The 24,629-nt window shown below is 60.4% G+C and carries 20 protein-coding genes; 15 read left to right on the plus strand and 5 right to left on the minus strand.

Going from position 1 to position 24,629, the window contains the following annotated elements:
- The first annotated feature begins 5 nt into the window (after positions 1-5).
- The 3 genes from ACWHXD_RS12580 to pepN are packed head-to-tail and all read left to right on the plus strand — an operon-like array spanning position 6 to position 3,764.
- Positions 6-266 (plus strand): YeaC family protein, encoded by a 261-nt coding sequence (locus ACWHXD_RS12580; protein WP_016972751.1) that lies wholly within the window; start codon positions 6-8, stop codon positions 264-266.
- Positions 263-1,093 (plus strand): DUF2797 domain-containing protein, encoded by an 831-nt coding sequence (locus ACWHXD_RS12585; RefSeq protein ID WP_078467406.1) that lies wholly within the window; start codon positions 263-265, stop codon positions 1,091-1,093. Before ACWHXD_RS12580 ends, ACWHXD_RS12585 begins: the two co-directional genes overlap by 4 nt.
- A gap of 13 nt (positions 1,094-1,106) precedes the next feature.
- On the plus strand, positions 1,107-3,764 hold the full coding sequence (gene pepN / locus ACWHXD_RS12590) for an aminopeptidase N (protein ID WP_138763552.1): 2,658 nt from the start codon (positions 1,107-1,109) through the stop codon (positions 3,762-3,764).
- Between the two features lie 137 nt (positions 3,765-3,901).
- Here pepN and ACWHXD_RS12595 read toward each other — a convergent pair whose 3' ends face one another.
- From ACWHXD_RS12595 to ACWHXD_RS12605, 3 genes are read right to left on the minus strand one after another with little or no spacing between them, the layout of a single operon-like run.
- Positions 3,902-4,744 (minus strand): metal-dependent hydrolase, encoded by an 843-nt coding sequence (locus ACWHXD_RS12595; RefSeq protein ID WP_003190755.1) that lies wholly within the window; start codon positions 4,742-4,744, stop codon positions 3,902-3,904.
- A 15-nt stretch (positions 4,745-4,759) separates the two neighbouring features.
- Positions 4,760-5,650 (minus strand): SDR family NAD(P)-dependent oxidoreductase, encoded by an 891-nt coding sequence (locus ACWHXD_RS12600; RefSeq protein ID WP_098951786.1) that lies wholly within the window; start codon positions 5,648-5,650, stop codon positions 4,760-4,762.
- Positions 5,647-7,185: a flavin-containing monooxygenase gene (locus ACWHXD_RS12605; RefSeq protein WP_138763553.1), complete on the minus strand. Its 1,539-nt coding sequence runs from the start codon at positions 7,183-7,185 to the stop codon at positions 5,647-5,649. Before ACWHXD_RS12605 ends, ACWHXD_RS12600 begins: the two co-directional genes overlap by 4 nt.
- Positions 7,186-7,472: 287 nt before the next feature.
- On the opposite strand from ACWHXD_RS12605, the gene ACWHXD_RS12610 reads away from it, so the two are divergent.
- The 12 genes from ACWHXD_RS12610 (at position 7,473) to ACWHXD_RS12665 (ending at position 22,706) form a co-directional block, all read left to right on the plus strand.
- On the plus strand, positions 7,473-8,471 hold the full coding sequence (locus ACWHXD_RS12610) for an alpha/beta fold hydrolase (protein ID WP_138763554.1): 999 nt from the start codon (positions 7,473-7,475) through the stop codon (positions 8,469-8,471).
- 295 nt (positions 8,472-8,766) lie between these two features.
- Positions 8,767-10,047 carry an alkane 1-monooxygenase gene (locus ACWHXD_RS12615; protein ID WP_138763555.1) on the plus strand — a complete coding sequence of 427 codons (1,281 nt, stop codon included), beginning with the start codon at positions 8,767-8,769 and terminating at the stop codon, positions 10,045-10,047.
- A gap of 125 nt (positions 10,048-10,172) precedes the next feature.
- Complete coding sequence (gene praA, locus ACWHXD_RS12620; RefSeq protein WP_098951779.1) at positions 10,173-10,667, plus strand: alkane oxidation protein activator PraA; 495 nt, start codon at positions 10,173-10,175, stop codon at positions 10,665-10,667.
- Positions 10,668-10,801: 134 nt separating this feature from the next.
- On the plus strand, positions 10,802-11,296 hold the full coding sequence (gene praB, locus ACWHXD_RS12625; protein WP_003190764.1) for an alkane oxidation protein activator PraB: 495 nt from the start codon (positions 10,802-10,804) through the stop codon (positions 11,294-11,296).
- A gap of 132 nt (positions 11,297-11,428) precedes the next feature.
- On the plus strand, positions 11,429-12,886 hold the full coding sequence (locus ACWHXD_RS12630; protein WP_098951775.1) for an outer membrane protein transport protein: 1,458 nt from the start codon (positions 11,429-11,431) through the stop codon (positions 12,884-12,886).
- A gap of 262 nt (positions 12,887-13,148) precedes the next feature.
- Positions 13,149-15,659, plus strand: coding sequence for an acyl-CoA dehydrogenase (locus ACWHXD_RS12635; RefSeq protein WP_499084064.1), 2,511 nt, complete (start codon positions 13,149-13,151; stop codon positions 15,657-15,659).
- 210 nt (positions 15,660-15,869) lie between these two features.
- Entirely contained in the window at positions 15,870-17,213 is a 1,344-nt protein-coding gene (locus ACWHXD_RS12640) for a 3-oxoacyl-ACP reductase (RefSeq protein WP_138763557.1), read from the plus strand.
- A gap of 3 nt (positions 17,214-17,216) precedes the next feature.
- The gene (locus ACWHXD_RS12645) at positions 17,217-18,107 is read left to right on the plus strand and encodes a MaoC/PaaZ C-terminal domain-containing protein (protein WP_138763558.1); all 891 of its coding nucleotides are present in this window, start codon (positions 17,217-17,219) and stop codon (positions 18,105-18,107) included.
- Positions 18,104-19,402, plus strand: coding sequence for an acetyl-CoA C-acetyltransferase (locus tag ACWHXD_RS12650; RefSeq protein WP_138763559.1), 1,299 nt, complete (start codon positions 18,104-18,106; stop codon positions 19,400-19,402). The genes ACWHXD_RS12645 and ACWHXD_RS12650 overlap by 4 nt, the downstream gene beginning before the upstream one ends.
- Positions 19,403-19,433: 31 nt before the next feature.
- Positions 19,434-21,137: an AMP-binding protein gene (locus ACWHXD_RS12655; RefSeq protein ID WP_138763560.1), complete on the plus strand. Its 1,704-nt coding sequence runs from the start codon at positions 19,434-19,436 to the stop codon at positions 21,135-21,137.
- A 707-nt stretch (positions 21,138-21,844) separates the two neighbouring features.
- On the plus strand, positions 21,845-22,063 hold the full coding sequence (locus tag ACWHXD_RS12660; RefSeq protein ID WP_032892153.1) for a hypothetical protein: 219 nt from the start codon (positions 21,845-21,847) through the stop codon (positions 22,061-22,063).
- 229 nt (positions 22,064-22,292) lie between these two features.
- Positions 22,293-22,706: a hypothetical protein gene (locus ACWHXD_RS12665; RefSeq protein WP_138183577.1), complete on the plus strand. Its 414-nt coding sequence runs from the start codon at positions 22,293-22,295 to the stop codon at positions 22,704-22,706.
- Positions 22,707-22,775: 69 nt separating this feature from the next.
- Here the strand turns inward: ACWHXD_RS12665 and ACWHXD_RS12670 are convergent, their stop codons facing one another.
- Entirely contained in the window at positions 22,776-23,948 is a 1,173-nt protein-coding gene (locus ACWHXD_RS12670; protein ID WP_238344570.1) for a Gfo/Idh/MocA family protein, read from the minus strand.
- 100 nt (positions 23,949-24,048) lie between these two features.
- A complete protein-coding gene (locus tag ACWHXD_RS12675) occupies positions 24,049-24,408 on the minus strand; it encodes a hypothetical protein (RefSeq protein WP_202877252.1) in 360 nt (119 codons plus the stop codon).
- Between the last annotated feature and the right edge of the window lie 221 nt (positions 24,409-24,629).

The following is a 24,629-nucleotide window of genomic DNA, read 5'->3' on the forward strand; positions in this document are numbered from 1 at the left end:
GCCTTATGTCCTCTTTTGCTGAAATGATCGAAAACATCACCCCGGACATCTACGAGAGCCTCAAGCTCGCGGTAGAGATCGGCAAATGGTCCGATGGCCGCAAGCTCACCGCCGAGCAGCGCGAGCTGTCGTTGCAAGCGGTGATCGCCTGGGAAATCCAGAACCTGCCCGAAGACCAGCGCACCGGCTATATGGGCCCGCAGGAATGCGCATCGAAATCGGCACCGGTGCCGAACATCCTGTTCAAGTCGGATGCGATCCATTGATTGAAATTGGTCGCGGTGCAGTCAGCAAAATGTCGGCGCAACTCGGTGAGCCGACCGTTCAATACGCCTTTCGCTTAGGAAACACCGAGGTGCCGGTCAATCCACTGATCGGCACCCATGTACGCCTGGAGTACCTGGGCGCGATTCATTGCAGCCATTGCGGGCGCAAGACCAAGACCAGCTTCAGCCAGGGCTATTGCTACCCCTGCATGACCAAGCTGGCCCAGTGTGACTTGTGCATCATGAGCCCCGAACGTTGCCATTACGACGCCGGCACCTGCCGCGATCCGGGCTGGGGCGAGACATTCTGCATGACCGACCACGTGGTGTACCTGGCCAACTCGTCGGGGATCAAGGTCGGTATTACGCGGGCTACGCAGTTGCCCACCCGTTGGCTGGACCAGGGCGCCAGCCAGGCGCTGCCGATCATGCGCGTGGCGACGCGCCAGCAATCGGGCTTCGTCGAAGACCTGTTTCGCAGCCAGGTGGCCGACAAGACCAACTGGCGCGCCTTGCTCAAGGGCGATGCGCAATCGGTGGACCTCAAGCAGGTGCGTGACGAGCTGTTCGCCTCTTGCGCCGAGGGCTTGCTGGGTTTGCAGGAACGCTTTGGGCTGCAAGCCATCCAAACCATTGCCGACATCGAGCCGATTGAAATCCGCTACCCGGTCGAGCAGTATCCGACCAAGATCGTCAGCTTCAACCTGGACAAGAACCCGATTGCCGAAGGCACGCTGCTGGGGATCAAGGGCCAATACCTGATCTTCGACACCGGCGTCATCAACATTCGTAAATACACGGCCTACCAGCTCGCCGTGCATCAGTAGAAGGATCCCCAGCATGCGCACCGAACAACCGAAGATGATTTACCTTAAGGACTATCAGGCGCCGGACTACCTGATCGACGAGACGCACCTGACCTTCGAGTTGTTCGAGGACCACAGCCTGGTCCACGCGCAGCTGGTGATGCGCCGCAACCCCGAGCGTGGCACCGGCCTGCCACCGCTGGTGCTCGATGGCCAGCAGCTTGAGTTGCTGAGCGTCACCCTCGCGGATCAGGAACTGACCGCCGCCGATTACCAGCTGACCGACAGCCACCTGACCCTGCATCCCCAGCGTGAAACCTTCACCCTGGACACCACGGTCAAGATCCACCCGGAAACCAACACCGCCCTGGAAGGCTTGTACAAATCCAGCGGTATGTTCTGCACCCAGTGCGAGGCCGAAGGTTTCCGCAAGATCACCTATTACCTCGACCGCCCGGATGTGATGAGCGTGTTCACCACCACGGTGATCGCCGAGCAACACAGCTACCCGGTGCTGTTGTCCAACGGCAACCCGATCGCCAGCGGCCCTGGTGAAGACGGCCGGCACTGGGCGACCTGGGAAGATCCGTTCAAGAAGCCGGCGTACCTGTTTGCGCTGGTGGCCGGTGACCTGTGGTGCGTTGAAGACAGCTTCACCACCATGACCAACCGCGAAGTCGCGCTGCGCATCTATGTCGAGCCGGAAAATATCGACAAGTGCCAGCACGCCATGACCAGCCTGAAAAAATCCATGCGCTGGGACGAAGAGACCTACGGCCGCGAGTACGACCTGGACATCTTCATGATCGTCGCGGTCAACGACTTCAACATGGGCGCCATGGAAAACAAGGGCCTCAACATCTTCAACTCCAGCGCCGTGCTGGCCCGCGCCGAAACGGCCACCGATGCCGCTCACCAGCGCGTCGAGGCCATCGTTGCCCACGAATACTTCCACAACTGGTCGGGCAACCGCGTCACCTGCCGCGACTGGTTCCAGCTGTCGCTCAAGGAAGGCTTCACCGTGTTCCGTGACTCGGGTTTCTCTGCCGACATGAACTCGGCCACGGTCAAGCGCATCCAGGACGTGGCGTACTTGCGTACCCATCAGTTCGCTGAAGATGCCGGCCCCATGGCCCACGCCGTGCGCCCGGACAGCTTTATCGAGATCTCCAACTTCTACACCCTGACCGTCTATGAAAAGGGCTCGGAAGTGGTCGGCATGATCCACACCTTGCTCGGCGCCGAGGGCTTTCGCAAAGGCAGCGACCTGTATTTCGAACGCCATGACGGCCAGGCCGTGACCTGCGACGACTTCATCAAGGCCATGGAAGACGCCAATGGGGCCGACCTCAGCCAGTTCAAACGCTGGTACAGCCAGGCCGGCACCCCACGTCTGGCGGTGAGCGAAGCCTACGATGCGGCGGCCAAGACCTACAGCCTGACCTTCCGCCAGAGCTGCCCGCCGACTCCGGACAAGGTCGAAAAACTGCCCTTTGTGATCCCGGTTGAGCTGGGCTTGCTGGACGGGCAGGGCGCCGGTATTGCCTTGCGCCTGGCCGGTGAAGCAGCGGCGGGCGACACTTCGCGGGTAATCTCGGTGACCGAAGCGGAGCAGACGTTTACCTTCGTCGACATCGCTGAAAAACCCTTGCCTTCGTTGCTGCGGGGTTTCTCGGCGCCGGTGAAGCTCAGCTTCCCCTACAGCCGCGATCAACTGATGTTCCTGATGCAGCACGACAGCGACGGTTTCAACCGCTGGGATGCCGGCCAGCAATTGGCCGTGCAGGTATTGCAGGAGCTGATCGGCCAGCATCAGGCGGGCCAGCCGCTGAAGCTTGATCAACGCCTGATCGATGCGCTGCGCACGGTATTGAGCGATGAAAGCCTGGACCAGGCCATGGTCGCCGAAATGCTTTCGCTGCCGAGTGAAGCCTACCTCACAGAAATCAGCGAAGTGGCGGATGTGGATGCCATCCACGCTGCCCGCGAGTTTGCCCGCAAGCAACTGGCCGACCACCTGTTCGAAGGGTTGTGGCTGCGCTACCAGGCCAACCGCGAACTGTCCAAGCAAACGCCTTACGTGGCAGAGGCAGAGCACTTCGCCCGGCGTGCCCTGCAGAACATCGCGCTGTCGTACTTGATGCTCAGCGGCAAGCCGGAAGTATTGGCGGCCACCCTGGATCAGTTCGACACCAGCGATAACATGACCGAGCGCCTGACGGCGTTGGCGGTGCTGGTGAACTCGCCATTCGAAGCAGAGAAAGCCCAGGCCTTGGCGGTGTTTGCCGAGAACTTCAAGGACAACCCGCTGGTCATGGATCAATGGTTCAGCGTACAGGCCGGCAGCACCTTGCCGGGCGGGCTGGCGCGGGTCAAGGCGTTGATGCAGCACCCGGCGTTCACCATCAAGAACCCCAACAAGGTGCGCGCGCTGGTGGGCGCCTTTGCCGGGCAGAACCTGATCAACTTCCATGCGGCGGATGGCTCGGGCTACCGCTTCTTGGCGGACCTGGTGATCCAGCTCAATACCTTGAACCCGCAGATCGCCTCGCGCCAACTGGCGCCGTTGACCCGCTGGCGTAAATACGACAGCGCACGGCAGGCGCTGATGAAAGCGGAGCTGGAACGCATCCTGGGCGCGGGTGAGCTGTCCAGCGATGTGTTTGAGGTGGTCAGCAAGAGCCTGGCGTAAACCTCATTGCTTTATGTAGGAGCGAGCTTGCTCGCGAGAAACTCACAGGCGCCGCGTTCATTCAGGAAGCACGCGTCATCGTTGACGTTTTTCGCGAGCAAGCTCGCTCCTACAGACGGCAGGATTAATCCCTGACACTAGGCCGACTCATAACTTCGGCGTGTACGCTCTATCTCTTCGACCAACCGGTCAATGCCCGCCAACCGCGCCCGGTTGTCATGATCCCAGGGATGAAAGCCCGGCTTGAAGTAATGCAGCCACGGCCGGAACATCCGTGGAAACACGCCTTTGGGCCCATACAAGAATTTAACCATGCGCCACAGCCCCTTCAGCGTGCCACCCGAAGTGCGGTCGGCAATCAACAGGCGCACGTGAAAATCCAGCACCACCACCCAGAACAGCACGCTGGTGGTCAGCATGGTGCCGGTGCGCAGCAGGTAACGCGCAGGCCCTGGCTTGATCACGGTGTTCCACACATCGAACGCCACGGCTTTATGTTCGGTTTCTTCCAGTGCGTGCCAGTACCACATTTGCTGGTACCCCTTGAGTGAGTCGCCAAAGCGCGACGGGTCGCTCAGCAGGATTTCCGCGAGCATCGCGGTGTAGTGTTCCAAGGCGATGGTCACCGCCAGGTTGAACGACGGCGGCAGGTGTTTTTTCTGCAGGTCGAGGAAGAACTTCAAGCGTCGGTCGAGGGTGTGCGCTGGTAGGCCGGCGGCTTGCAGCAAATCGTTGTAGGCCACGTGCTCGCGGCTGTGCATGGCCTCCTGGCCGATAAACCCCTGGATCTCTTTTTTCAGTTCGGCATCGTCGATCTGCCCACGGTAGTGGCGCACGCTGTCCATGAAGAACAGCTCGCCCTGGGGAAACAGCAACGACAAGGCATTGAAGAAATGGCTGACCACAGGCCCTTGTTCGTGCCAGTTCTTGATGCGCTCGGCAGGCAAGGCAAAACGGATATCGCGACGGATCGGCAACATGCTGCGTGCTCCTGTTCAGAGTCGGGGCTCGTCGTTGGTTTCAAACACTGGCGTGCGCGGCTTGGGCGCCATGCGTTTGCTGGCAAACACCACCAGCGCCTGATAGGCCGCTGGCAGGCAACGGGCGAGCAGGTCGAGGAAATAGGCATCGCGGCCAATCAGCACGCGGCGCTTGTTTTTGCGTACGCCTTGCAGGATCACGTTGGCGGCCTGGTCGGCGTCGGTGATGAAGAGCTTTTCGAAATCGGCGCGGGCTTGTTGCTCGCTGTGGATGAGAAAACCGGTCATGTTCGCGTCGATGCGGCTGCTGCGGCAGATATCGGTACGAATGCCACCGGGGTGTACACAGGTAGCCGACACGCCGCAGCGTTGCAGGTCGAGTTCCTGGCGCAAGGCTTCGGTGAAACCGCGCACGGCGAACTTGGTGGCGTTGTAGCCGCTCATGCCCGGCTGGGCGAACAGGCCAAACACGCTGGACGTATTAATGATATGCCCGTCGCCGCTGGCCTTGAGGTACGGCAGGAACGCCTTGGTGCCATGCACCACGCCCCAGAAGTTGATGCCGACGATCCATTCCAGGTCGGCGTAATCCACCCCTTCGACGGTGCTCGACAGCGCCACCCCGGCATTATTGAAGACCAGGTTGACCTGGCCGTGCTCGGCCGCACAACGCGCTGCCCACGCCTGCATGGCCTGGCGGTCGGAGACGTCCAGCACCTGGGTGGTGACGGTAACCGGCGACAAAGTCGAGGCGCGGATCAGGTCCTGGGTCTGTTCCAGGCCCTGGCTGTTTTTGTCTGCCAGCGCCAGGTGGCACCCTTCCCGGGCCAGGGCCAAGGCCAGTGCGCGGCCCATGCCGGAAGCCGCGCCCGTGATCGCCGCGACGCGGCCGTTGAATGACTTCATGACAGGCTGCCTTCTGTGGTGGAGTGGGGCGTTGCAACCGCACGCGGGAGGGCGGGCGCCGGCGCCTGGCTGACGCTGTAGTCCTTGAGGGCAAAATGCCGGGTGACCTGTTTGAAGCGCCAGGTCGAGCCGGGCCACAGCGTGGTGTTCTTGCCGGTGCGCGGGTCGAGGTACCAGCTCTGGCAGCCGCCGGTGTTCCAGATGGTGCGCTTGAGCTTGTCCTGCAACTGCTGGTTGTAGGCGTGCTCCACGGCAGGTTTGACCTCCACCGTGGTGATGCGCTGGCGCTGCATGTGTTTCAGGGCATCGAGGATGTACGCCACCTGGGCCTCAATCATCAGGATCATCGAGTTATGCCCCAGGCCGGTGTTGGGGCCGACGATCAAAAACAGGTTCGGGTAGCCCGGCACGGTGGTGCCTTTATAGGCATGGGCGCCATCGCGCCAGGTGTCCATCAGGTCGATGCCGTCACGGCCGATGATGCAGCCACGGGGCAACGGGTCGCTGGCCTGGAAACCGGTGCCGAAGATCAGGCAATCGGCGGGGTGCTTGATGCCGTCGGCGGTGATCACGCCGTCGGCTTCGATGCGCAGCACGCTGTCGGTGACCACCTCGACATTGCTGCGCGAGAGCGCCGGGTAGTAATCGTTGGAGATCAGCACGCGCTTGCAGCCGATGGTGTAGTCCGGCGTCAGGGTTTTGCGCAGGGAAGGGCGGGCCACCTGTTTGCGCAGGTGACGCAGGGCGATTTTCTGCACCATTTTCATCAGGCGCGGATGCAGGGCAAAGCCCACCACGCGGCCTTCCAGTGCCCAGTAAAGCGCAGCGCGCACCAGCTTTTGGGTGAGCGGTACGTGCTTGAACAGCCAGCGTTCGGCGGCGGTAATCGGGCGGTCGGGCTTGGGCATGATCCACGGCGGTGTGCGCTGGAACAGGTCCAGGTGCGCTACCTGCGGGGCGATCTGCGGCACGAACTGGATGGCGCTGGCACCGGTGCCGATCACCGCCACGCGCTTACCCTTCAAAGAATACTCGTGATCCCACTGCTGGGAGTGGAAGCGCTTGCCCTTGAAACTGTCCAGCCCTGGGATATCCGGCATGGCCGGGCGTGACAAGCCCCCCATGCCCGACACCAGCACCCGTGCGCTGACCTGGCGGCCGTCGCTGAAGGTCAGCTGCCAGCGCTGCTGTTGTTCATCAAACACCGCACGTTGCAGGCCCATGCCGAAGCGCAGGTAGGGCGCCAGCTCGAAGCGCTTGGCGCAGTCTTCCAGATAGGCGCGAATCTCGGGTTGCGCCGCGAACTGCCGCGTCCAGCTCGGGTTGGGCGCGAAGGAAAACGAATACACATGGGACTGCACGTCGCAGGCGCAACCTGGGTAGTGGTTGTCGCGCCACGTACCGCCGAGGGTCTGGGCCTGTTCGGCAACAAAGAAGTCGGTGAGCCCGGCTTGCTTGAGTTTGATCGCCATGCACAGGCCCGCGAATCCGGAGCCAATGATGGCGATGTCGATTGAGTCACGGGGGGCATTCATAGGGCTGCCTCGTCAATAAAACGCTTGGGCATCGGATGTGCTCCTGTTTTTGTTTTGTCTTTTAGATAAAACACCATTGCAAAGGAAAATTGAATTAATTATTTTAAAAAAGATTTTAAATAATCTACCTGAAAAATTCGCCTACGCTAGGACCTTGTTGCGCATGAGCGATTTGTCCGACGGACGAACGTGGTATGCATGAAGTTCAGGTCCAGGGTGTGGACGATGGCTGAGGCCAGGCCAATTCCGGTCGGGTCGCCAGCAGCAGGGAAGCAGAGGACCGAGCTATGGCTGTGGAGTGGGTTGTCGCTGCGGGTGTGCTGGTGGGCGCCAGCGCGGCGTTATGGGGCTTGAGTGCCTGGATGACGCGGCGCATTGAAGCGACCGTGCCAATCAACGGGCGCTTCGTCGAGGTGGACGGCGAGCGCTTTCATTATGTCGAAGAGGGCAAGGGCCCGCCGCTGGTGATGATCCACGGGCTGATGGGCAGCAGTCGCAACTTGACCTATACCTTGTCCGGCCAGTTGCGTGAGCACTTTCGGGTTATCAGCCTCGACCGGCCGGGCTCAGGCTATTCCACCCGGCACAGCGGCACGCCGGCAGACTTGCCTGCCCAGGCGCGACAAATCGCGGCCTTTATCAAGACGCTGGACCTGGACAAACCGCTGGTGCTGGGGCACTCCCTGGGCGGCGCGATTGCCCTGGCGCTGGCACTCGACCATCCCCATGCGGTATCCGGGTTGGTGCTGGTTGCGCCCTTGACTCACCCCCAACGCATGCTGCCGCTGGTTTTCCTGTCTCTGGCCGTGCGCCCGGCCTGGCTGCGGCGCTGGGTGGCCCACACCTTGACCCTGCCCATCGGCCTGCTGACCAAAGACTCGGTGGTCAAGGGCGTGTTCGCCCCGGACCCTGCGCCGCCAGACTTCGCCAGCCGTGGCGGCGGCTTGTTGGGCATGCGCCCCGACAACTTCTACGCCGCGTCCACCGAGATCAACCGGGTCAACGACCACCTGCCGGAGATGGTCAAGCGTTACCCCCAACTGACGCTGCCCATCGGCCTGATCTACGGCGCGCAAGACAAGGTGCTCGACTTCCAGAAACACGGCCAGGCCCTGGCCAGCAAGGTGCCAGGGCTGAAAATGCAGGTGATCGAAGGCCGCGGGCATATGTTGCCGATCACCGCCACCGAGCGCGTGGCGGCGCTGGTGGAGCAGGTGGCCAAGCGGGTTCGACCCGGTGAAAACGTCAGGCAGTTACAGCCATCTGTAGCTTTGGCGAGCAAATAACAGTGCCACTCGACTGCGGTTCATTGGTGTCGATGCCTGCCCTGAATACCTGACCCAATGGCTGAAAAGAGACTGCTCGGTCACGGTAAAAAGGGCTGGAGAAACTAGTTGACGACCTAACGATTCCGCGCTATTTATTTAAAAAAATTATTTCAATGTGTAATTTGAAATTATTTTTGAAATGCCTAAGAGCGAATAAAATAATGAAAAAAACGCCTTTTATCGCATGCATGATTTCTCGCGGCAGTCAGCGCATCGCTGCCGCATTGCCTACCGAATGTGTTCGGAGGCTGCCATGAACCAGACGCTGACAGCTGCGACCGTGTGGGCCGACGGCAAACGCCACCTGTGGTGGCTCGGCATCATGCCGCTGGCCACTCCTTTGCTCTCCGGCGCCCTGGCCATCACCACAGGCGTGCAACAACTGTGGTGGGTGGGTGTGCTGGTGATCTTCGGCTTGATCCCGCTGATTGACGGCCTGCTCGGCGAAGACGTCAGCAACCCGCCCGAATCTGCGGTCAGCCACCTTGAATCCCAACGCTACTATCGCTGGATCGTCTACACCGGCGTGCTGTTTGTGATTGCCTCGGTGGTCATCACCGGTTGGCTCGCCGCAGGCGGCATCGACTGGATCATCAACGGCGGCCTGTTGCAGGCCACGGCCACTCTGGAACCCTCAAGCTGGCTGGCCAAGACCGCCGCGTTCATCACCGCACGCACTGAACTTCACGGTGAAATCAGCTGGTTGACCTATGTGGGCATGGCGATGTCCACCGGTGCCGCCACGGGTATTGCCATCAATACCGCCCATGAGCTGGGGCACAAACCCAAGCCCCTGGAAGTGTTCCTGGCCAAGGTCACCCTGGCGCCGACGTTCTATGGGCACTTCTACACCGAACATAACCGTGGCCATCACGTACGGGTCGCCACGCCGGAAGACCCGGCCAGCTCGCGCCTCGGTGAAAGTTTCTGGGCATTCCTGCCGCGTTCGGTGTGGTTCAGCGCCGTGTCGGCCTGGAACCTGGAGCGCGAACGCCTGCGCAAACTCGGCCTGCCGGCCCTGCACTGGAAAAACGCCGTGCTCAGCGCCTGGATGTACAGCGTGGTGTTGTGGGGCGCGATGATTGCCTGGCTGGGGGCGGCGGTGATTCCGTTCCTGATTATCCAGGGCATCTACGGGTTCTCGTTGCTGGAAGTGGTGAACTACGTCGAGCATTACGGCCTCAAGCGCCAGAAGTTGCCCAATGGCCGTTATGAACGCTGCTCGCCGCGTCACTCGTGGAACAGTAATCGGATTGTCACCAATATCTTCCTGTTCCAGTTGCAACGGCACTCCGATCACCATGCCAACCCCACGCGCAGTTATCAGTCGCTGCGTCACTTTGATGAGTCACCGCAACTTCCGTATGGCTACGCCAGCATGATTGTCTGGGCGTATGTGCCGTACTTGTGGCGGCGTCGCATGGACCATCGCGTACTGAATCACTATGCCGGTGATATCAACTTGACCAATCTTCAACCGTCAAAACGCTTGAAGTACCTGGAAAAGTACAGCGGCAGTGCCAAGCCGTTTTGAGATGAAGTAAGCCCTCAGGGTGTACTCGGGATCTGTGTATCGCGCAGGTTCTGATCGCCCGGAGTATTGAGTGCAAGAACCTGGTTTGACCCTACAACAATAATTTCAAGGGAAGGACGTACACCATGCAAAGTTCTGCCAAGTTCACCGCCCACATCCTGTTAGCGGCCATCGGCCTGATTGTGTATCACCAGGCCCAGGCTGCGCGTATCGAACCCGCTGGCAGTGCCTTCACCGCCCAGGGGCCTATCAGCTTCTCCAAAGGCAAGCTCATCAGTGCCGATTGCACCATCAAGGTGGCCGGCAAGGTTGCAGCCGATGGTTCGTCGGTGAATGTGGACAAAGTCGAGTTCGACGGTGGCCTCAAGTGCAGCCGTGTCGAAGCCATCAACTTGCCCTGGGTGTTAATCGCCAAAGACACAAAAAGCGGCTCCATGTCGAAGATCAGCGTGGATGTGCATGCCTTTGGCCTGGGCGGCAAGTGCGGGCCTTCGACGGCCGACGGTACCTGGGATAACGCCACCGGCAAGTTGGAAGCCAGCGATGTGGCGATTGGCGAAGACTGCAAGATCAAGACGGTGTCGATCAAGATGCCGCCCAACTTCAAAGTTGTCGAATAACACGCTCCGACTGTTGTAGCGGTACATGCATTGAAATTTGGCTGGAAAGGGAAGTTCTGCAGTTTCACCGTGACCTCTCGATCATGGCCATTACCCCTGGCGAAATGAATCGCCATAACATGTGAGGAAAAACAATGAAAAGCTTGAAAACTCTCGTGTCGCTCTCTGCCTTGGCTGTTTGCATGGGTGCTGCTTCCATGGCCAATGCCTACAGCATCACGCCGGTTAATTCGAACTTTACGGCGCCTGGCACTATTTCGGTGAAGTCACCGTCGTCCTATCAGGCCACCGTTAACTGCACCGCCAACTTTACCGGCAACGTCGACGCCACTGGGGTGGCCAAGATCACCGGGGTGACGGTGAGCGGTAGCGGCCTTTGCGCATTGCCAAAAATCACCGGGTTGCCATGGACATTGACCGCCACCGGCCCAGCGGCAGGTTCGGTCGCCAATGTCGGCTATACCATCGCCTCTTCGGTCCTGTACCCAGCCTCTAACTGTGGCCCATCGACCATCACCGTGGGCTACAGCGGTGGGGTGCTGACGGCGGCCAACCAAGGGCTCAGCGGCAGCTGCACCGTGGTGAGCCTGAGCGTGACCCCAAGCCCAACCTTCACCATCGTGCCTTGATGGCCGGTCGGAACACTGGGTTGATCACCTGCTGAAAGACTGGCGCCTTTACCGGGCGCCAGTTCAGGCAGTGCCGGGCAGCAAGACGAACGGGCGAGGCCGGTTCACAGGGATAACAAAAAGGAGTGCCGCATGAATAATAAGAAACAACACGTGCAGGTTTTGCTGGGGCTGGCGTTGATGGGAGGGGTAACCGCCTTCATCGCGCCTGCACAGGCTGGCGGTTTTTCAACCCCGACCTACGGCGCACCTGGTTGGGGCAGGGCGTTTGCCGGCGGCTCGTTGTTCAAGAACGACCCGAGCTCGGCTTACAACAACCCGGCCGCCATGGCGTTTGTCGAACACAATGTTGCGCAATTCACGGTCGACTATGCGCGCATCAAGATCAAGTACAAGGGCAGTGCCTCGGATTACGCCGGCAACCCGATTTCCAGTACGCCGTTGGACGAGAATGGTTTTCCCGATGGCGCCGCAACCACTGTCAATAACAACGACGGTGGCCAGGGCGGCTTCACGGCCTGGCTGCCCACCGGCTTCATGGTAATGCCCTTGGGCGACCGGTTTGCCTTCGGCTTGAGCCAAGTGGTGCCACAGGGCATGCGCTCCACCTGGAATGAAGACTCCAAACTGCGCGACTTTGCCGTGGATACCAAAATCGAAACCGTCGGGCTGACGGGCTCGCTGTCGTTTAAAGTCAACGACCAGTTCTCCGTTGGGGGCGGCATGATCGTGCAGCACAGCAAGGGCTTCGTCAGCCAGAACGTCGACCTGTTGTCCGCTGCGGCAGTGTCGGACTCCGAGCTTGGCGGGATCAACTTCCCCTCAGACGTGGGCCATGCGCTGATGCGGGTCAAGGTCGACAATATTTCCACTGGCTGGTTTGCCGGCGTGGTGTGGAAACCCACCGAGCGCGACACCCTTGGCCTGAATTACCACGCCAAGATCAAAAACAAGATGACGGGTAAGTACAACCTGTACGCCGACCAGTTTTCCTACAACCTCATGACCCAACCCAGCCCATTCGGGGGCAACGGTACGTTGGTCAACACCGCCTACCCTGGCCTGGAATTGGCCCCCAACGGTGCGCATGCAAAGGTTCAACTGGATATTCCTGCCACGGCGGGCCTGGATTGGGTGCATCAGTTCAACGATCGCCTGACCCTGGGTGCCAGCGTCACGTGGACCGAATGGTCGTCGTTCAAGGACCTGACCCTCGACTCCGGCGACATGCGCATTGTCTCTATTCCCTACAACTACAAAAACACCTGGATGTACTCCCTGGGTGGTGACTACCGTGCGACCGATGAACTGACCTTGCGTGCCGGCGTGGCTATCGACCAGACGCCTACACGTAACTCCACCCGAGATCCACGCATCCCCGATGGCGACCGTACATTCCTTTCGCTGGGGGCTGGCTACGATGTGAAGGCGGTCAAGGGCTTGAGCCTGGATGTGGCCTATTCCCATCAGTTCGTGCAGAAGGTCAATCTCAAGACCAAAAACATCGACCGGCTGGGCGGCGCAAGCCTGGATGGCAAGGCCGAGTCTTCGGGTGATGTGGTCAGTTTGTCGGCGACTTATGCGTTCTGACGGGGCCTGAGGACGATGGCGGAGGGCGGCAAGCGCATCTTGCAGCCTTCCTCCGAGGTGCGTCCTTCTACATAGCTGTGATGTGTGTCGGTGATAACAGGCTGAGGCATTCAGCCGTGTTTTTTTTGGCTTATTGATTAAATAAAAATTTCAAAACAAAATTTGAATTTGATCTTTGAAGTTTGTAGTGTGGTTTTCAGCCGCAGTTCATATCGAGCTGCCCACGCGTTTGCCACGCCCCGAATCAAGTAGAGGTATCCCCATGCTTATCTGGTTATTGGTGGGTCTCGCCGCGGCGATTGCCCTGGCGTATCGACAAGCCGCCGCCACCTTGTGGCTGGGCGCTGGCCTGGTCTGGTTGGCGGCGGGTTACCTGTTCAACGTGGTGGCCGTGCCGGGCATTACCCTGGCGGCGGTGCTGGTGGTGCTGCCCGCCGTGGTGCTGGCAATCAAACCCCTGCGCCGCAAACTGTTGACCACCAAGGCCCTGGGCCTGTTTCGTACAATCATGCCGGCGATGTCCGACACCGAGCGGGCGGCCATCGAGTCCGGCACCGTGTGGTGGGATGCCGAGCTGTTCAGCGGCAAACCCGACTGGCAGCGTCTGCTGCAAGCCGCGCCGGCCAGCCTGAGCGCCGAGGAGCAAGCCTTCCTCGACAACGAAGTCGAAACCCTGTGCGACATCGCCAACGACTGGGAAACCACGCAAGTCTGGCAGGACATGTCCCCCGAAGGCTGGCAGTACACCAAGGAGGCCGGGTTCCTCGGCATGATCATTCCCAAGCAGTACGGTGGCAAAGGCTTCTCCCACTACGCCCATTCCCAAGTAGTGATGAAGCTGTCGACACGCTGCTCGGCGGCAGCGATTTCGGTGATGGTTCCCAACTCCCTCGGCCCGGCCGAGCTGTTGCTGCATTACGGCACCGACGCCCAGCGAAACTACTACCTGCCGCGCCTGGCACGCGGTGAAGACATCCCGTGTTTCGCCTTGACCAGCCCGTATGCCGGCTCCGATGCAGGCGCGATCCCCGACCTGGGCATCGTCTGCAAAGGTATGCATGAGGGCGAGGAAGTACTGGGTTTCAAAGTGACCTGGGACAAGCGTTACATCACCCTCGGCCCGATTGCCACGGTGCTGGGCCTGGCGTTCCGCGCCGAAGACCCGCAGGGCTTGCTTGGCGCGCCAGGTTCCCTGGGCATTACCTGTGCGTTGATCCCCACCTCCCATCCAGGGGTGAACAGCGGCCGGCGTCACTGGCCGTTGAATGCGGTCTTCCAGAACGGCCCAACAACCGGCAAGGATGTGTTCATTCCCTTGGAGTGGGTGATCGGTGGTCGCGAACAAATCGGCAACGGCTGGCGCATGTTGATGGAATGCCTGGCGGCAGGCCGCGCGATTTCCCTGCCATCGGCCAACGTCGGCCTGGGTAAAGTGGCGGTGCGCGGTACCACCGCCTATGCGGCGATGCGCAAGCAATTCGGCCTGCCCATCGGCAAGTTCGAAGGTGTGCAGGCGCCATTGGCGCGTATGGCCGGGCATCTGTATGCGTGTGATGCGGTGCGCAAGGTGTCGGTGGCGTCCCTGGATGCCGGCGAGAAACCCTCGGTGATCTCGGCCATTGCCAAGTACCACGTCACCGAGCGGGCGCGGATCATCGTCAACGATGGTATGGACATCGTCGCCGGCAAAGGCATCTGTATGGGCCCCAATAACTTCCTTGCCCGTGCCTACCAGCAAAGCCCCATCGCCATTACGGTGGAGGGCGCGAACATCATGACTCGCTGCCTGATCATCTTTGGGCAGGGCTTGATTCGTTGCCATCCCTACGTGTTCCGCGAGATGGAAGCGGCGCACAACCCCGACCGACGCAAGGCTTTGGAAGACTTCGACAGCGCGATGTTCGGCCATGTGAGTTTTGTCGTGGCCAACGCCGTACGCGCAGCGGTGCATGCTCTGACCGGCGGGCGCCTGATTTCGGCGCCGGCCAAGACCGACCCGGCGCTGGCGGCCTACTACCGCCAGGCCAATCGGCTGTCGGTGGTGCTGGCGCTGATCTCGGATATTTCCATGGGCGTGCTGGGCGGTGCCCTCAAGCGCAAGGAAAGTATCACCGGGCGCCTGGGGGATATTTTGTCGCAGCTGTACATCCTCTCTTGCGTGCTCAAGCGTTTCGAGGATGACGGCAGGCCCCAGGCGGACTTGCCGCTGGTGCACTGGGCGGCCCAGGACGCGTTGTTGCGCGCCCATGAAGCCTTGGCCGAAGTGCTCGACAACTACCCGTCAAAACCCGCTGCGGCGGTGGTGCGCACGTTGAGTTTTCCGTTTGGCATCCCGCTGCGCAAACCGTCGGACCGCCTGTTGGCGCAGGTGGCGGAGGTGGTGCAGACCCCTGGCGAGACCCGCGACCGTTTGCTGGCCAATTCCTACATCCCGCGTCCGGAAGTCGACAAGCTGGCGTATGGCGAACTGGGGTTCCGTTTGTTGCCCCAAGTGGAGTTGATCGAGGCGCGGCTAAAACCCGCCATCAAGCAAGGTCTGCTCGGCCCGCTGCCGATTGCTGCCACGGCCTTTACCGATTGGCGCGTCAAGGCGCGGGCGCTGGACTTGATCAGCGACGACGAAGACGCCTTGCTGGCGCGCTATGTGGAGTACGCCGACCACGGTATCCAGGTGGATGACTTCCCCCAGGACTTTGGTTTGCTGGAGGCCCTGCAGCAGCGCAAGCAGGCGCTCGAGCCGGTCGCCAAGCGGCGCAGCGTCCCGGTCAATTAATAGAAACCCGGCCCCCACGTGGGAACTGGATTGCCCTAACTGTAGGAGCGAGCTTGCTCGCGAAAAACTCACAGGCGCCGCGTTCATTCAGGCAGCCCCCGTTATCGTTGACGTTTTTCGCGAGCAAGCTCGCTCCTACAGAGGGCAATCCAGTTCCCCACATTTGATCGGGTTTACCAGCCAAGAACTGTGTTGTGAGTGGAACCCTCTATGAGTGACAGCTACCTTTCGTTCGTCAATTCCCCCTGGGGCCGGCGCCTGGCCCAGGCCGTTGGCTTGCCGCAACCTTTGGCATTGCAACGGCATCGCAGCGGCCAGGCCGGCCTGGCTAACCCGGTGATCATCGCCGGGGCAGGGCGCCTGGTGGCCTCGGTGCAGCGCATCTTCAGCGCCACTGACACCGTCGCCGCGACCCCGGCGACGCTCAAGGCGCCGTCCACGGTCAAGGTGCAAGGCGCGGTGTTCGACGCCAGCGGCGTGGCCGACCTGCAACAGCTGGATGAGCTCTACCTGTTCTTTCACAGCAATGCCAAACGCCTCGGCCAGCATGGCCGGGTGGTGGTACTCGGCACGGCCCCCGAGCATTGTAACGACTTGCCCCAGGCCATCGCCCAACGCGCCCTTGAGGGCTTGGTGCGGTCGCTGGCCAAGGAGCTGCGCCGCGCGATCACCGTGCAATTGCTGTACGTGGCGCCGGGCGCCGAAGACGCGCTGGACAGCAGCCTGGGGTTTTTTCTGTCGCGCCGCTCCGCCTATGTCTCAGGGCAGGTGGTGCGCCTGGAAAAACCGGTCGATGGCCACGCCGCCGTCAACTGGGACAAACCCTTTGCTGGCAAACGCGCCCTGGTCACCGGCGCCTCCCGTGGCATCGGCCTGGCAATTGCCCAGGTGCTGGCGCGCGACGGTGCCCATGTGGTGTGCGTCGACGTGCCCCAGGCCCAGCAAGCCTTGCAACAGGCGGCGACCAGCGTAGGCGGTTCGGCGTTGCCCCTGGATATCACCGCCGCTGACACCGCCGCGCTGTTGCAAACCCACGTCAGCCAATACGGCGCCTTTGATGTGGTGGTGCACAACGCCGGGATCACCCGCGACAAGACCATCGCCAAAATGACCGAGGCCGCCTGGCGCAGTGTCCTGGCGGTCAATCTCGAAGCACCGTTGCAGCTCAGTGAGGCCTTGCTCGACAGCCAGGGCGTGAACCCCGGCGGGCGCATTGTGTGCGTGTCGTCAATTTCGGGTATCGCCGGCAACCTGGGGCAAAGCAACTACGCCACATCCAAAGCCGGGGTGATCGGCCTGGTGCAAGGCCTGGCGCCGCGTGCGGCAGCCCGGCAGGTCACGGTGAACGCGGTGGCGCCCGGCTTTATCGAAACCCAGATGACCGCCAAGATCCCGCTGATGATCCGCGAAGCGGGGCGGCGCATGAATTCGTTGTCCCAGGGCGGGCAACCCATCGACGTGGCCGAGACCATTGCCTGGCTGGCCCATCCGGCGTCGGGCGGGGTCAATGGCCAGGTGGTGCGGGTGTGCGGCCAAAGCCTGTTGGGAGCCTGACCGATGGACTACGTGACGCAAATCATCGACCCACCGCCGTCGCGCACGCAGTTGTTGCTCGACGGCCTGCGCGCCTTGCGCAAACCCAAGCTCGACGGTGCGCCGCCATTGCCTACAGCACGCCTGGTGCGCAGCGCGGTGGAGCTTTCGCCGGCCGGTATCGCCGCTTACGCACGGGCGTGCGGCTTTCGTCGCGAGCAGGGCGTGCCATTGTCCTATCCCCATGTGCTGGCGTTCCCACTGCACCTGCTGCTGCTGACCCGGCCGAGCTTCCCGTACCCGGCCAGCGGCATGGTGCACCTGGCCAATCGTATTCGTCAGCACCAGCGCCTGCACGAGGGCCAGGCGCTGCGCCTGGAGGTGTATTGCGAGCGCTGGGTGGCCCATCCGAAAGGGCAGGCCTTGAGCATCGCCACTCGGGCCTACAGCCAGGAAACCCTGGTGTGGGAAAGCGACAGCCTGTACTTGCGCCGTGACGTCAGCAATCCGGTGGGTGAACCCTGGAATGACCCTCTGCCACTGCGGGAAGACGGCCTGTTACGCACCCAGCGTTGGGTGCTGCCCGCCGACCTGGGGCGACGCTTTGCCAAGGTCTCGGGGGATTTCAACCCCATTCACACCTCAATCATCGGTGCCAAACTCTTCGGCTTTCGTCGCGCCATCGCCCATGGCATGTGGACCCTGGGCCGCGCATTGGCAGCGCAACAGCCACCCGGCGGCCTGGACCAGGCCGAGGCCCATTGCGACTTCAAATTGCCGATCTTCCTGCCCGGCCAGGTTGCCTTGTGGAGCCACCCCGTGACCGGCCCACGGCGCGAGTTCGAAGTGCGCAATTTCGCCGGGGACAAGCCCCATATGCGCGGGCTATTCATTTGCAAAGAGAGCCAGCAATGAGCGACTACAGCTTTACCCCAGCCCCGACCCGCCGCGTGGCGATTATCGGCGGCAACCGTATTCCCTTTGCGCGCTCCAACACGGTGTATGCCCACGACAGTAACCAGGACCTGCTGGTCGCCGCCCTGCAAGGGTTGGTCGATCGCTACAACCTGCATGGCCAGCGTTTGGGCGAGTTTGCCGCCGGGGCGGTGATCAAGCATTCGCGGGATTTCAACCTGGCCCGCGAGGCGCTGTTGTCCACCACCTTGTCCGCGCAAACGCCGGCCTATGATGTGCAACAAGCCTGCGGCACAGGGCTTGAAGCCGCGCTGCTGGTGGCGAATAAAATCGCCCTCGGCCAGATCGAAGTGGGCGTTGCCGGTGGCGCCGACACTACTTCCGACGCGCCCATTGGCATCAACGAATCCTTGCGCCATACCTTGCTTGCGGCCAATCGCGCCAAACGCCTGGGCGACAAGCTCAAAACCTTGTTGAAAGTACGCCCCTCGATGCTGTTCAAACCGTTGCTGCCGCGCAATGGCGAACCGCGCACCGGGCTGTCCATGGGCGAGCACTGCGAAGAAATGGCCAAGCGTTGGCAGATCAAGCGCCTGGCCCAGGACGAGCTGACCCTCACCAGCCACCAGCGCCTGGATGCGGCTTATAAACGCGGCTTCTTCGACGACCTGATCAGCCCCCATCGCGGCCTGGCCCGTGACAACAACCTGCGTGCCGATATCAGCCTGGAAAAGCTCGCAGGCTTGTCGCCGGCCTTCGACCGCCAGAACGGCACGCTCACCGCCGGCAATTCCACGCCCCTGACCGATGGCGCCTCGGTGGTGCTGCTGGCCAGTGAAGAATGGGCCGCCGCCAATGGCTGGCCGGTGTTGGCCTACTTGCGCACCGGCGAAACGGCTGCGGTGAATTTTGTCGACGGCACCGAGGGCCTGCTGATGGCGCCGGCTTACGCCGTGCCACGCATGCTTGCACGTGAAGGCTTGGGTTTTGCCGACTTTGATTTCTTCGAGATCCACGAAGCGTTCGCCGCCCAGGTGTTGTGCACGCTCAAAGCCTGGGAAGACCCACAGTATTGCCGCGAGCGACTCGGCTTGAGCGCTCCTCTGGGCGCCATCGACCGGGCCAAGATGAACGTCAACGGCGGCTCACTGGGCTGCGGCCATCCCTTTGCGGCCACCGGTGGCCGCCAACTGGCGGCGCTGGCCAAGGCCATCCACGAACGCGGTGGCGGTCGCGGCCTGATCTCGATCTGCGCGGCGGGTGGGTTGGGCATCACCGCCATCGTCGAAAAGTAGCGCTATCAAACACAACAATAAGGACACTGCGATGAACGCTATCAGCCTGGAACACACCGAACGCATTTGGTTGAACACTTACCTGCCCGGCGTGCCGGCGGACATTGAGGCCGGGATCGAGGATTACCCGTCGCTGCGCGAAGTGTTCCTGGAGCACCTGGAAAAATTCCGTGAGCGGGTCGCCTACGTCAGCATCGGCACGGAAATGACCTATGCCGATTGGCGCACCCAGGGCATTGCCTTTGCCGCCTGGTTGCAGGGCCAGGGCGTGAAGAAGGGCGATCGCGTGGCGCTGATGATGCCCAACTGCTTGCAGTACCCGATCTGCCTGCTGGGCACGATCCTGGCCGGGGCGGTGGTGGTCAACGTCAACCCGTTGTACACCGCCCACGAACTCAAGCACCTGCTCAAGGACAGTGGCGCCGAAACCGTGGTGATCTTCGAAAATTTCGCGCATACCCTGGAAAAAGCCATGGTGGGCAGCAGCGTCAAGCGTGTGGTGGTCGCGGCCATTGGCGACTTGCTGGGTACCTTCAAGGGCGCGGCGATGAACTTCATTCTGCGCAGCGTGCAGAAGCAAGTGCCGGCCTTCAGGCTGCCCGGCTCGCTGCGTTTCAACCAGGTGCTCAAACAGGGCAGGGCCATGCACCATTTGCCGGTCAGCCTGGGCCGCGAAGAACTGGCCTTTTTGCAATACACCGGCGGCACCACCGGCGATGCCAAGGGCGTGATGCTCAGCCATCGCAATATCATTGCCAACCTGCTGCAAGCCAAGGCTTGGGTCGGTGACCAGTTAAACCTGCACAAGCAGGAAACCAACGTGACCTTGCTGCCGCTGTACCACATCTTTTCCCTGACGGTGAACTGCCTGATGTTCATGTGCCTGGGCGGGCGCAATATCCTCATCGCCAACCCCCGGGACGTGAAGCGCGTGCAGATGATCCTGCGCAAGGAGCGCTTCAATGGCATTGCCGGGGTGAACACACTGTTCAATGGCTTGCTGGAGAACAAGGAGTTCTGTGCACGGGACTTTTCCGACCTGCGCCTGGTGATTGCTGGCGGCATGGCCACTCATACCGCGGTGGCCAAGCGCTGGAAGGAAGTGACCGGGCTGCCGATCATCGAAGGCTACGGGCTGACCGAGTGCTCGCCCGTAGTGAGCATCAGCCCCATCGATATTTCGCGTATGCGCGAGATGGAATTCACCGGCAGCATTGGCGTGCCGTTGCCGTCGACCTGGGTGCGTTTCATGCGCGAAGACGGCGAGCTGGCTGACATCGGCGAGCAAGGCGAGCTGCAAGTACGCGGCCCGCAAGTGATGCAGGGCTACTGGAAGCGGCCCAAGGAAACTGCTGAGGTATTGGATGCCGACGGTTGGCTGTCCACCGGCGATATCGGGGTGATGGACGCGCGCGGCTATATCCGCCTGGTGGACCGCAAGAAGGACATGATCCTGGTCTCGGGTTTCAATGTGTACCCCAATGAAATCGAGGACGTGGTGGCGATGCACCCGGATGTCGCAGAAGTGGCGGCGATCGGTGTGGAAGATGCCGTGAGTGGGGAGAAGGTCAAAATCATCGTGGTGCGCAAGGATCCGACCCTGACCCAGGAGCAGATTCTTGCGCATTGCCGGGAATACCTGACGGGGTACAAGGTGCCAAAGTATGTGGAGTTTCGCACCACGGAATTGCCCAAGACAACGGTGGGCAAAGTACTTCGTCGGGCGCTGCGTTGATCTAAAGTGACGGAGACCCAAGAGTGGGGGGGATACCGCACCCTTAAACGCAAGCAGCGCAAGGTACGTGTCGACAATGGGAGGTTGTTCGATAGCTAACTGTATGCTGAGTTTGATGAGAGGATTTTTGAGGTGCTGGTGTTTTAAGTTATTAAGGTTATAACTAATGGGTATAGATGTCTGCAGGGTTTCACAGGTGTATTTAGAATGAAAGGTCTCTTAACTTAGGTGGCAGGGATGTTGCGGTTAACACTGCAATCGTGCCCTGAGGCACACTTAATGGAGATTCTTAAATGGTGAGCAAAAAATCGTCGGCCTTATTGCTTTCTGGCGCATTGTTTGGTGGTGTAATGGCTTCAACTTACGTGCGCGCAGAGACGCAGGTTTATAATCAACCTGGTACCCATTACTTCACCGCCCCACTAGGAGTTACAGTAAAAGTCACTGTGATCGGCGGTGGCGGCGGGGGTGGGGGCGGTGGGGGCGCTCTTGACCGGCTTTTGGTGAGAAGTCGTGGCGCTGGTGGCGGTGGGGGGGCGCAGGTGGTGGTCTAGTGTGTTCGGTATCCACCGCGTCAAATCCAACCTTCACCATTACTGTCGGTAGCGGCGGCGCCGAGGGTAGCGCAGGAAAGAAAGGCAGTCACACCCAGCTCGGCACATCGGGTGGTAATGGAGGGGACGGCGCAAAAAGCATAGTTAATACAAATGACGGTGTTTATTCCGCTGATGGGGGCTCTGGTGGAGGCGGCGGCGGCGATGGTGGGCTTACAACCGCTAAACCTGGACATGGCGGAAACGGAGGCGCTGCCCACCTCCCGGAGAATCAAGGAAACAACTGTTCTACGTTTAAGATTGGGGGCGTTGGCGAAAGCGGAGGCCTTTACGGTGGCTCAGAAACTCCTGGCAATGGCGGAGACAGTTTAGGTCTGTGCAGCAACGCGGGTAAAGGTGGTAAAGGCGGCGTTGGCGGTATCGCTAACTCAAGCAGCCAGACTGGATATTCCGGCTCTCCAGGGCTCAAGGGGGGAGATGGCTGTGTCATTCTCGAATATTGACTTTCCCTTAACCGTTTTCATCAATATCGAGGCTGTAAAGAATGATTGTGGGTTCTTTATAGCCCCTGCGTATATCGTTTAAAAAAGGAAGGTATATTATGGCTCTTACTTTGGTTAATGTTTATGTGCTCCTGCGGCATGGGAAAACTATCCCAGGCCCAACACCTAATGATCCGGCCTATGGAAAGCAATACAAAACTTGGATTGATACCAGTACGACTACCGGGAAAGATCTCGCATTGATCATTGCTGGTTTGTGTGGGGCTCAGCCATTAAAAAGGTACGGCGACCAGCCCGCGTTATACTATTTTAGTAATGTTGCACCACTTGAAAAGCCTGAGGGGACGGAGTTTGTGCAAACAGCACAACAGTTGAGAGTAAGAGGCTTGCCAAATTTAATGGATGTGCCGTCCATGTCAGGAGTTCCTATTTGGGAGGTAAGCCTACTTGCAGAAAAGCAGGTTAGCGAGGCTGGTTTGATTTTTTGCCAAACGTTTCGTTATCGATACTAGTATTATATGACAAGGAGTATTTCCGGTGGTCCGCGATGCCTAGGCACTCGCGGACTAGCTGACTTTAATTTAAAGTACCGTGCCCTCTACCTCCCCAAAATTTTTGGGTTGACTGTTTTTGAGTGGCCCGTGCGCGCTGACCTTGACCCAACGTTCTTCGAGGGCTGCCACGCGAATCGCTGTCGCCAATCGCTCTATCTCCCATGCAGCCTCGAAGTCGGTGCCATCCGCACCTTGCCCCGCCAGCGCCATGATCAACTCCTGCACCTCCAGCGTCTTCAACTCGTTGTAGCCCAACTGATGCCCCGCCGCCGGGCTGAACGCCGCATAGCCGGGCAGGGCAGGGCCAGCCAGCAGGCGCTGGAAACCGTCCTGGCCGATGCGGCACAGGCGCAGTTCATTTAAGCGTTCCTGGTCAAACGCCAGCGTGCCTTGGGTACCGCTGATCTCGAAACTCAGATGGTTCTTGTAGCCGTGCTTGAGCCAACTGCTGCTCACCGTGCCACGGGCGCCGTTGGCAAAGCGCAACAGGGCGTGCACCTGGTCATCCACGGCAATGGTTTTTGAGGTCGGGCTGCCGGCGGTGGCGGGGCGCTGGCTGTGTACGGTCTGGGTATCAGCACAAACATGGGTTACCTCGCCCACCAGATAGCGGGCCATCGACAGCAAATGGCTGCCCAGGTCCGCCAGGGCGCCGCCAGCATGCTCCACGTCGCAGCGCCACGACCAAGGGGAATTCGGGTCGGCCATGAAGTCTTCGCTGAACTCACCTTGAAAACTGATGATCTGGCCCAATTCGCCCTGGGCAATCATCTGCCGCGCCAGCACGATCATCGGGTTGTGCTGGTAGTTGTAGCCGACCCGAGTCACCACCCCGGCGGTATGGGCGGCGCGGCGCATGGCATCGGCTTGTTCAAGGCTGACGGCCAGGGGCTTTTCGCAATACACGGCTTTACCCGCCGCAATCGCGGCCATGGCCATGGGGTAATGCAAATGGTTGGGGGTGGTGATGGCCACGACATCGACCTTGGGGTCGTTGACCAGCGCTTGCCAGTCACCATGGGCCTGGGCAAACCCCCAGGCGCTGGCGCAACGCTGGGCGCGCTCGGTGTCGGCATCGGCCAGGGCGGCCAGCTTGAGGTGCACCGGCAGTTCAAATACCGCCCGCGCGTTATTGAACGCCAGCGCGTGGGCGCGGCCCATGAAGCCTGTGCCGATCAAGCCGATTCCGAGTTCACGCATCGTCGTGGTCCTTTGGATTATTGTTTTCAGGAAGCCTATTAATGGAATAAATATTCTCTAAATTCAATAGATGGAATAAAAATTCATTGCGCCTGATCGCTCACCACTTGATCAGCGGCCGTTCGACTTTTGTGCGAGTCCAACCATTTTTGTACATGCAGTCCTTGATCAACGTTTCCCGAGGCAGGCGGTTTTTATCCGTATAGCTGTACTCGGTGTCGGTCTGTTCATTCTTTTTCCTGCAAGTGCTGTCGTCACTCGAGCAGGTTGAGCGTTTGGACGTTGCCGACGCCCTCACGTTATTGGGGGGCAGTGCCCTTAGCGCATCCGCTTCACACGCTGCTTGCTGATGCTTGCGTTGCTCGCGGGAGGCATCGGCCTTGACCCACGTTCGATCGTAGGTCGTACAGGAAACCAGTAGCAGGCAAGACACTAATAGGGTTAGGGCAGGGGTTTTCATGGCTGGCGCGTCCTTAAGGGAAGGTTTGAGCGCCGATTGTGGTTCAGCTTGCAAAGGGCCAGCCAGTAAGCCGTTTCCGAATAGGCCCGTCGAAATTTCCGATATCGCACGTTAAAACGCCATCATTGCGCCGAATGCTCGGCTATTCACCCTTCGCTTTGCAGCCATCAGTTAACAAAAGATAACGTAGCGCCGATTGTCAGACGATTCCAAAGCCCGAT

The organism is Pseudomonas fjordensis, assembly GCF_976987115.1.

What these genes read in the sequence shown, in the direction of transcription:
- ACWHXD_RS12640 (WP_138763557.1), top strand. Translation starts at nt 15,870, where the DNA reads ATGAGTGACAGCTACCTTTCGTTCGTCAATTCCCCCTGGGGCCGGCGC.
- praB (WP_003190764.1), top strand. Translation starts at nt 10,802, where the DNA reads ATGAAAAGCTTGAAAACTCTCGTGTCGCTCTCTGCCTTGGCTGTTTGC.
- ACWHXD_RS12675 (WP_202877252.1), bottom strand. Translation starts at nt 24,408, where the DNA reads ATGAAAACCCCTGCCCTAACCCTATTAGTGTCTTGCCTGCTACTGGTT.
- ACWHXD_RS12615 (WP_138763555.1), top strand. Translation starts at nt 8,767, where the DNA reads ATGAACCAGACGCTGACAGCTGCGACCGTGTGGGCCGACGGCAAACGC.
- ACWHXD_RS12635 (WP_499084064.1), top strand. Translation starts at nt 13,149, where the DNA reads ATGCTTATCTGGTTATTGGTGGGTCTCGCCGCGGCGATTGCCCTGGCG.
- ACWHXD_RS12580 (WP_016972751.1), top strand. Translation starts at nt 6, where the DNA reads ATGTCCTCTTTTGCTGAAATGATCGAAAACATCACCCCGGACATCTAC.
- ACWHXD_RS12645 (WP_138763558.1), top strand. Translation starts at nt 17,217, where the DNA reads ATGGACTACGTGACGCAAATCATCGACCCACCGCCGTCGCGCACGCAG.
- ACWHXD_RS12595 (WP_003190755.1), bottom strand. Translation starts at nt 4,744, where the DNA reads ATGTTGCCGATCCGTCGCGATATCCGTTTTGCCTTGCCTGCCGAGCGC.
- pepN (WP_138763552.1), top strand. Translation starts at nt 1,107, where the DNA reads ATGCGCACCGAACAACCGAAGATGATTTACCTTAAGGACTATCAGGCG.
- ACWHXD_RS12650 (WP_138763559.1), top strand. Translation starts at nt 18,104, where the DNA reads ATGAGCGACTACAGCTTTACCCCAGCCCCGACCCGCCGCGTGGCGATT.
- ACWHXD_RS12660 (WP_032892153.1), top strand. Translation starts at nt 21,845, where the DNA reads ATGACGGTGTTTATTCCGCTGATGGGGGCTCTGGTGGAGGCGGCGGCG.
- ACWHXD_RS12630 (WP_098951775.1), top strand. Translation starts at nt 11,429, where the DNA reads ATGAATAATAAGAAACAACACGTGCAGGTTTTGCTGGGGCTGGCGTTG.
- ACWHXD_RS12605 (WP_138763553.1), bottom strand. Translation starts at nt 7,185, where the DNA reads ATGAATGCCCCCCGTGACTCAATCGACATCGCCATCATTGGCTCCGGA.
- ACWHXD_RS12600 (WP_098951786.1), bottom strand. Translation starts at nt 5,650, where the DNA reads ATGAAGTCATTCAACGGCCGCGTCGCGGCGATCACGGGCGCGGCTTCC.
- ACWHXD_RS12665 (WP_138183577.1), top strand. Translation starts at nt 22,293, where the DNA reads ATGGCTCTTACTTTGGTTAATGTTTATGTGCTCCTGCGGCATGGGAAA.
- praA (WP_098951779.1), top strand. Translation starts at nt 10,173, where the DNA reads ATGCAAAGTTCTGCCAAGTTCACCGCCCACATCCTGTTAGCGGCCATC.
- ACWHXD_RS12610 (WP_138763554.1), top strand. Translation starts at nt 7,473, where the DNA reads ATGGCTGTGGAGTGGGTTGTCGCTGCGGGTGTGCTGGTGGGCGCCAGC.
- ACWHXD_RS12655 (WP_138763560.1), top strand. Translation starts at nt 19,434, where the DNA reads ATGAACGCTATCAGCCTGGAACACACCGAACGCATTTGGTTGAACACT.
- ACWHXD_RS12670 (WP_238344570.1), bottom strand. Translation starts at nt 23,948, where the DNA reads ATGCGTGAACTCGGAATCGGCTTGATCGGCACAGGCTTCATGGGCCGC.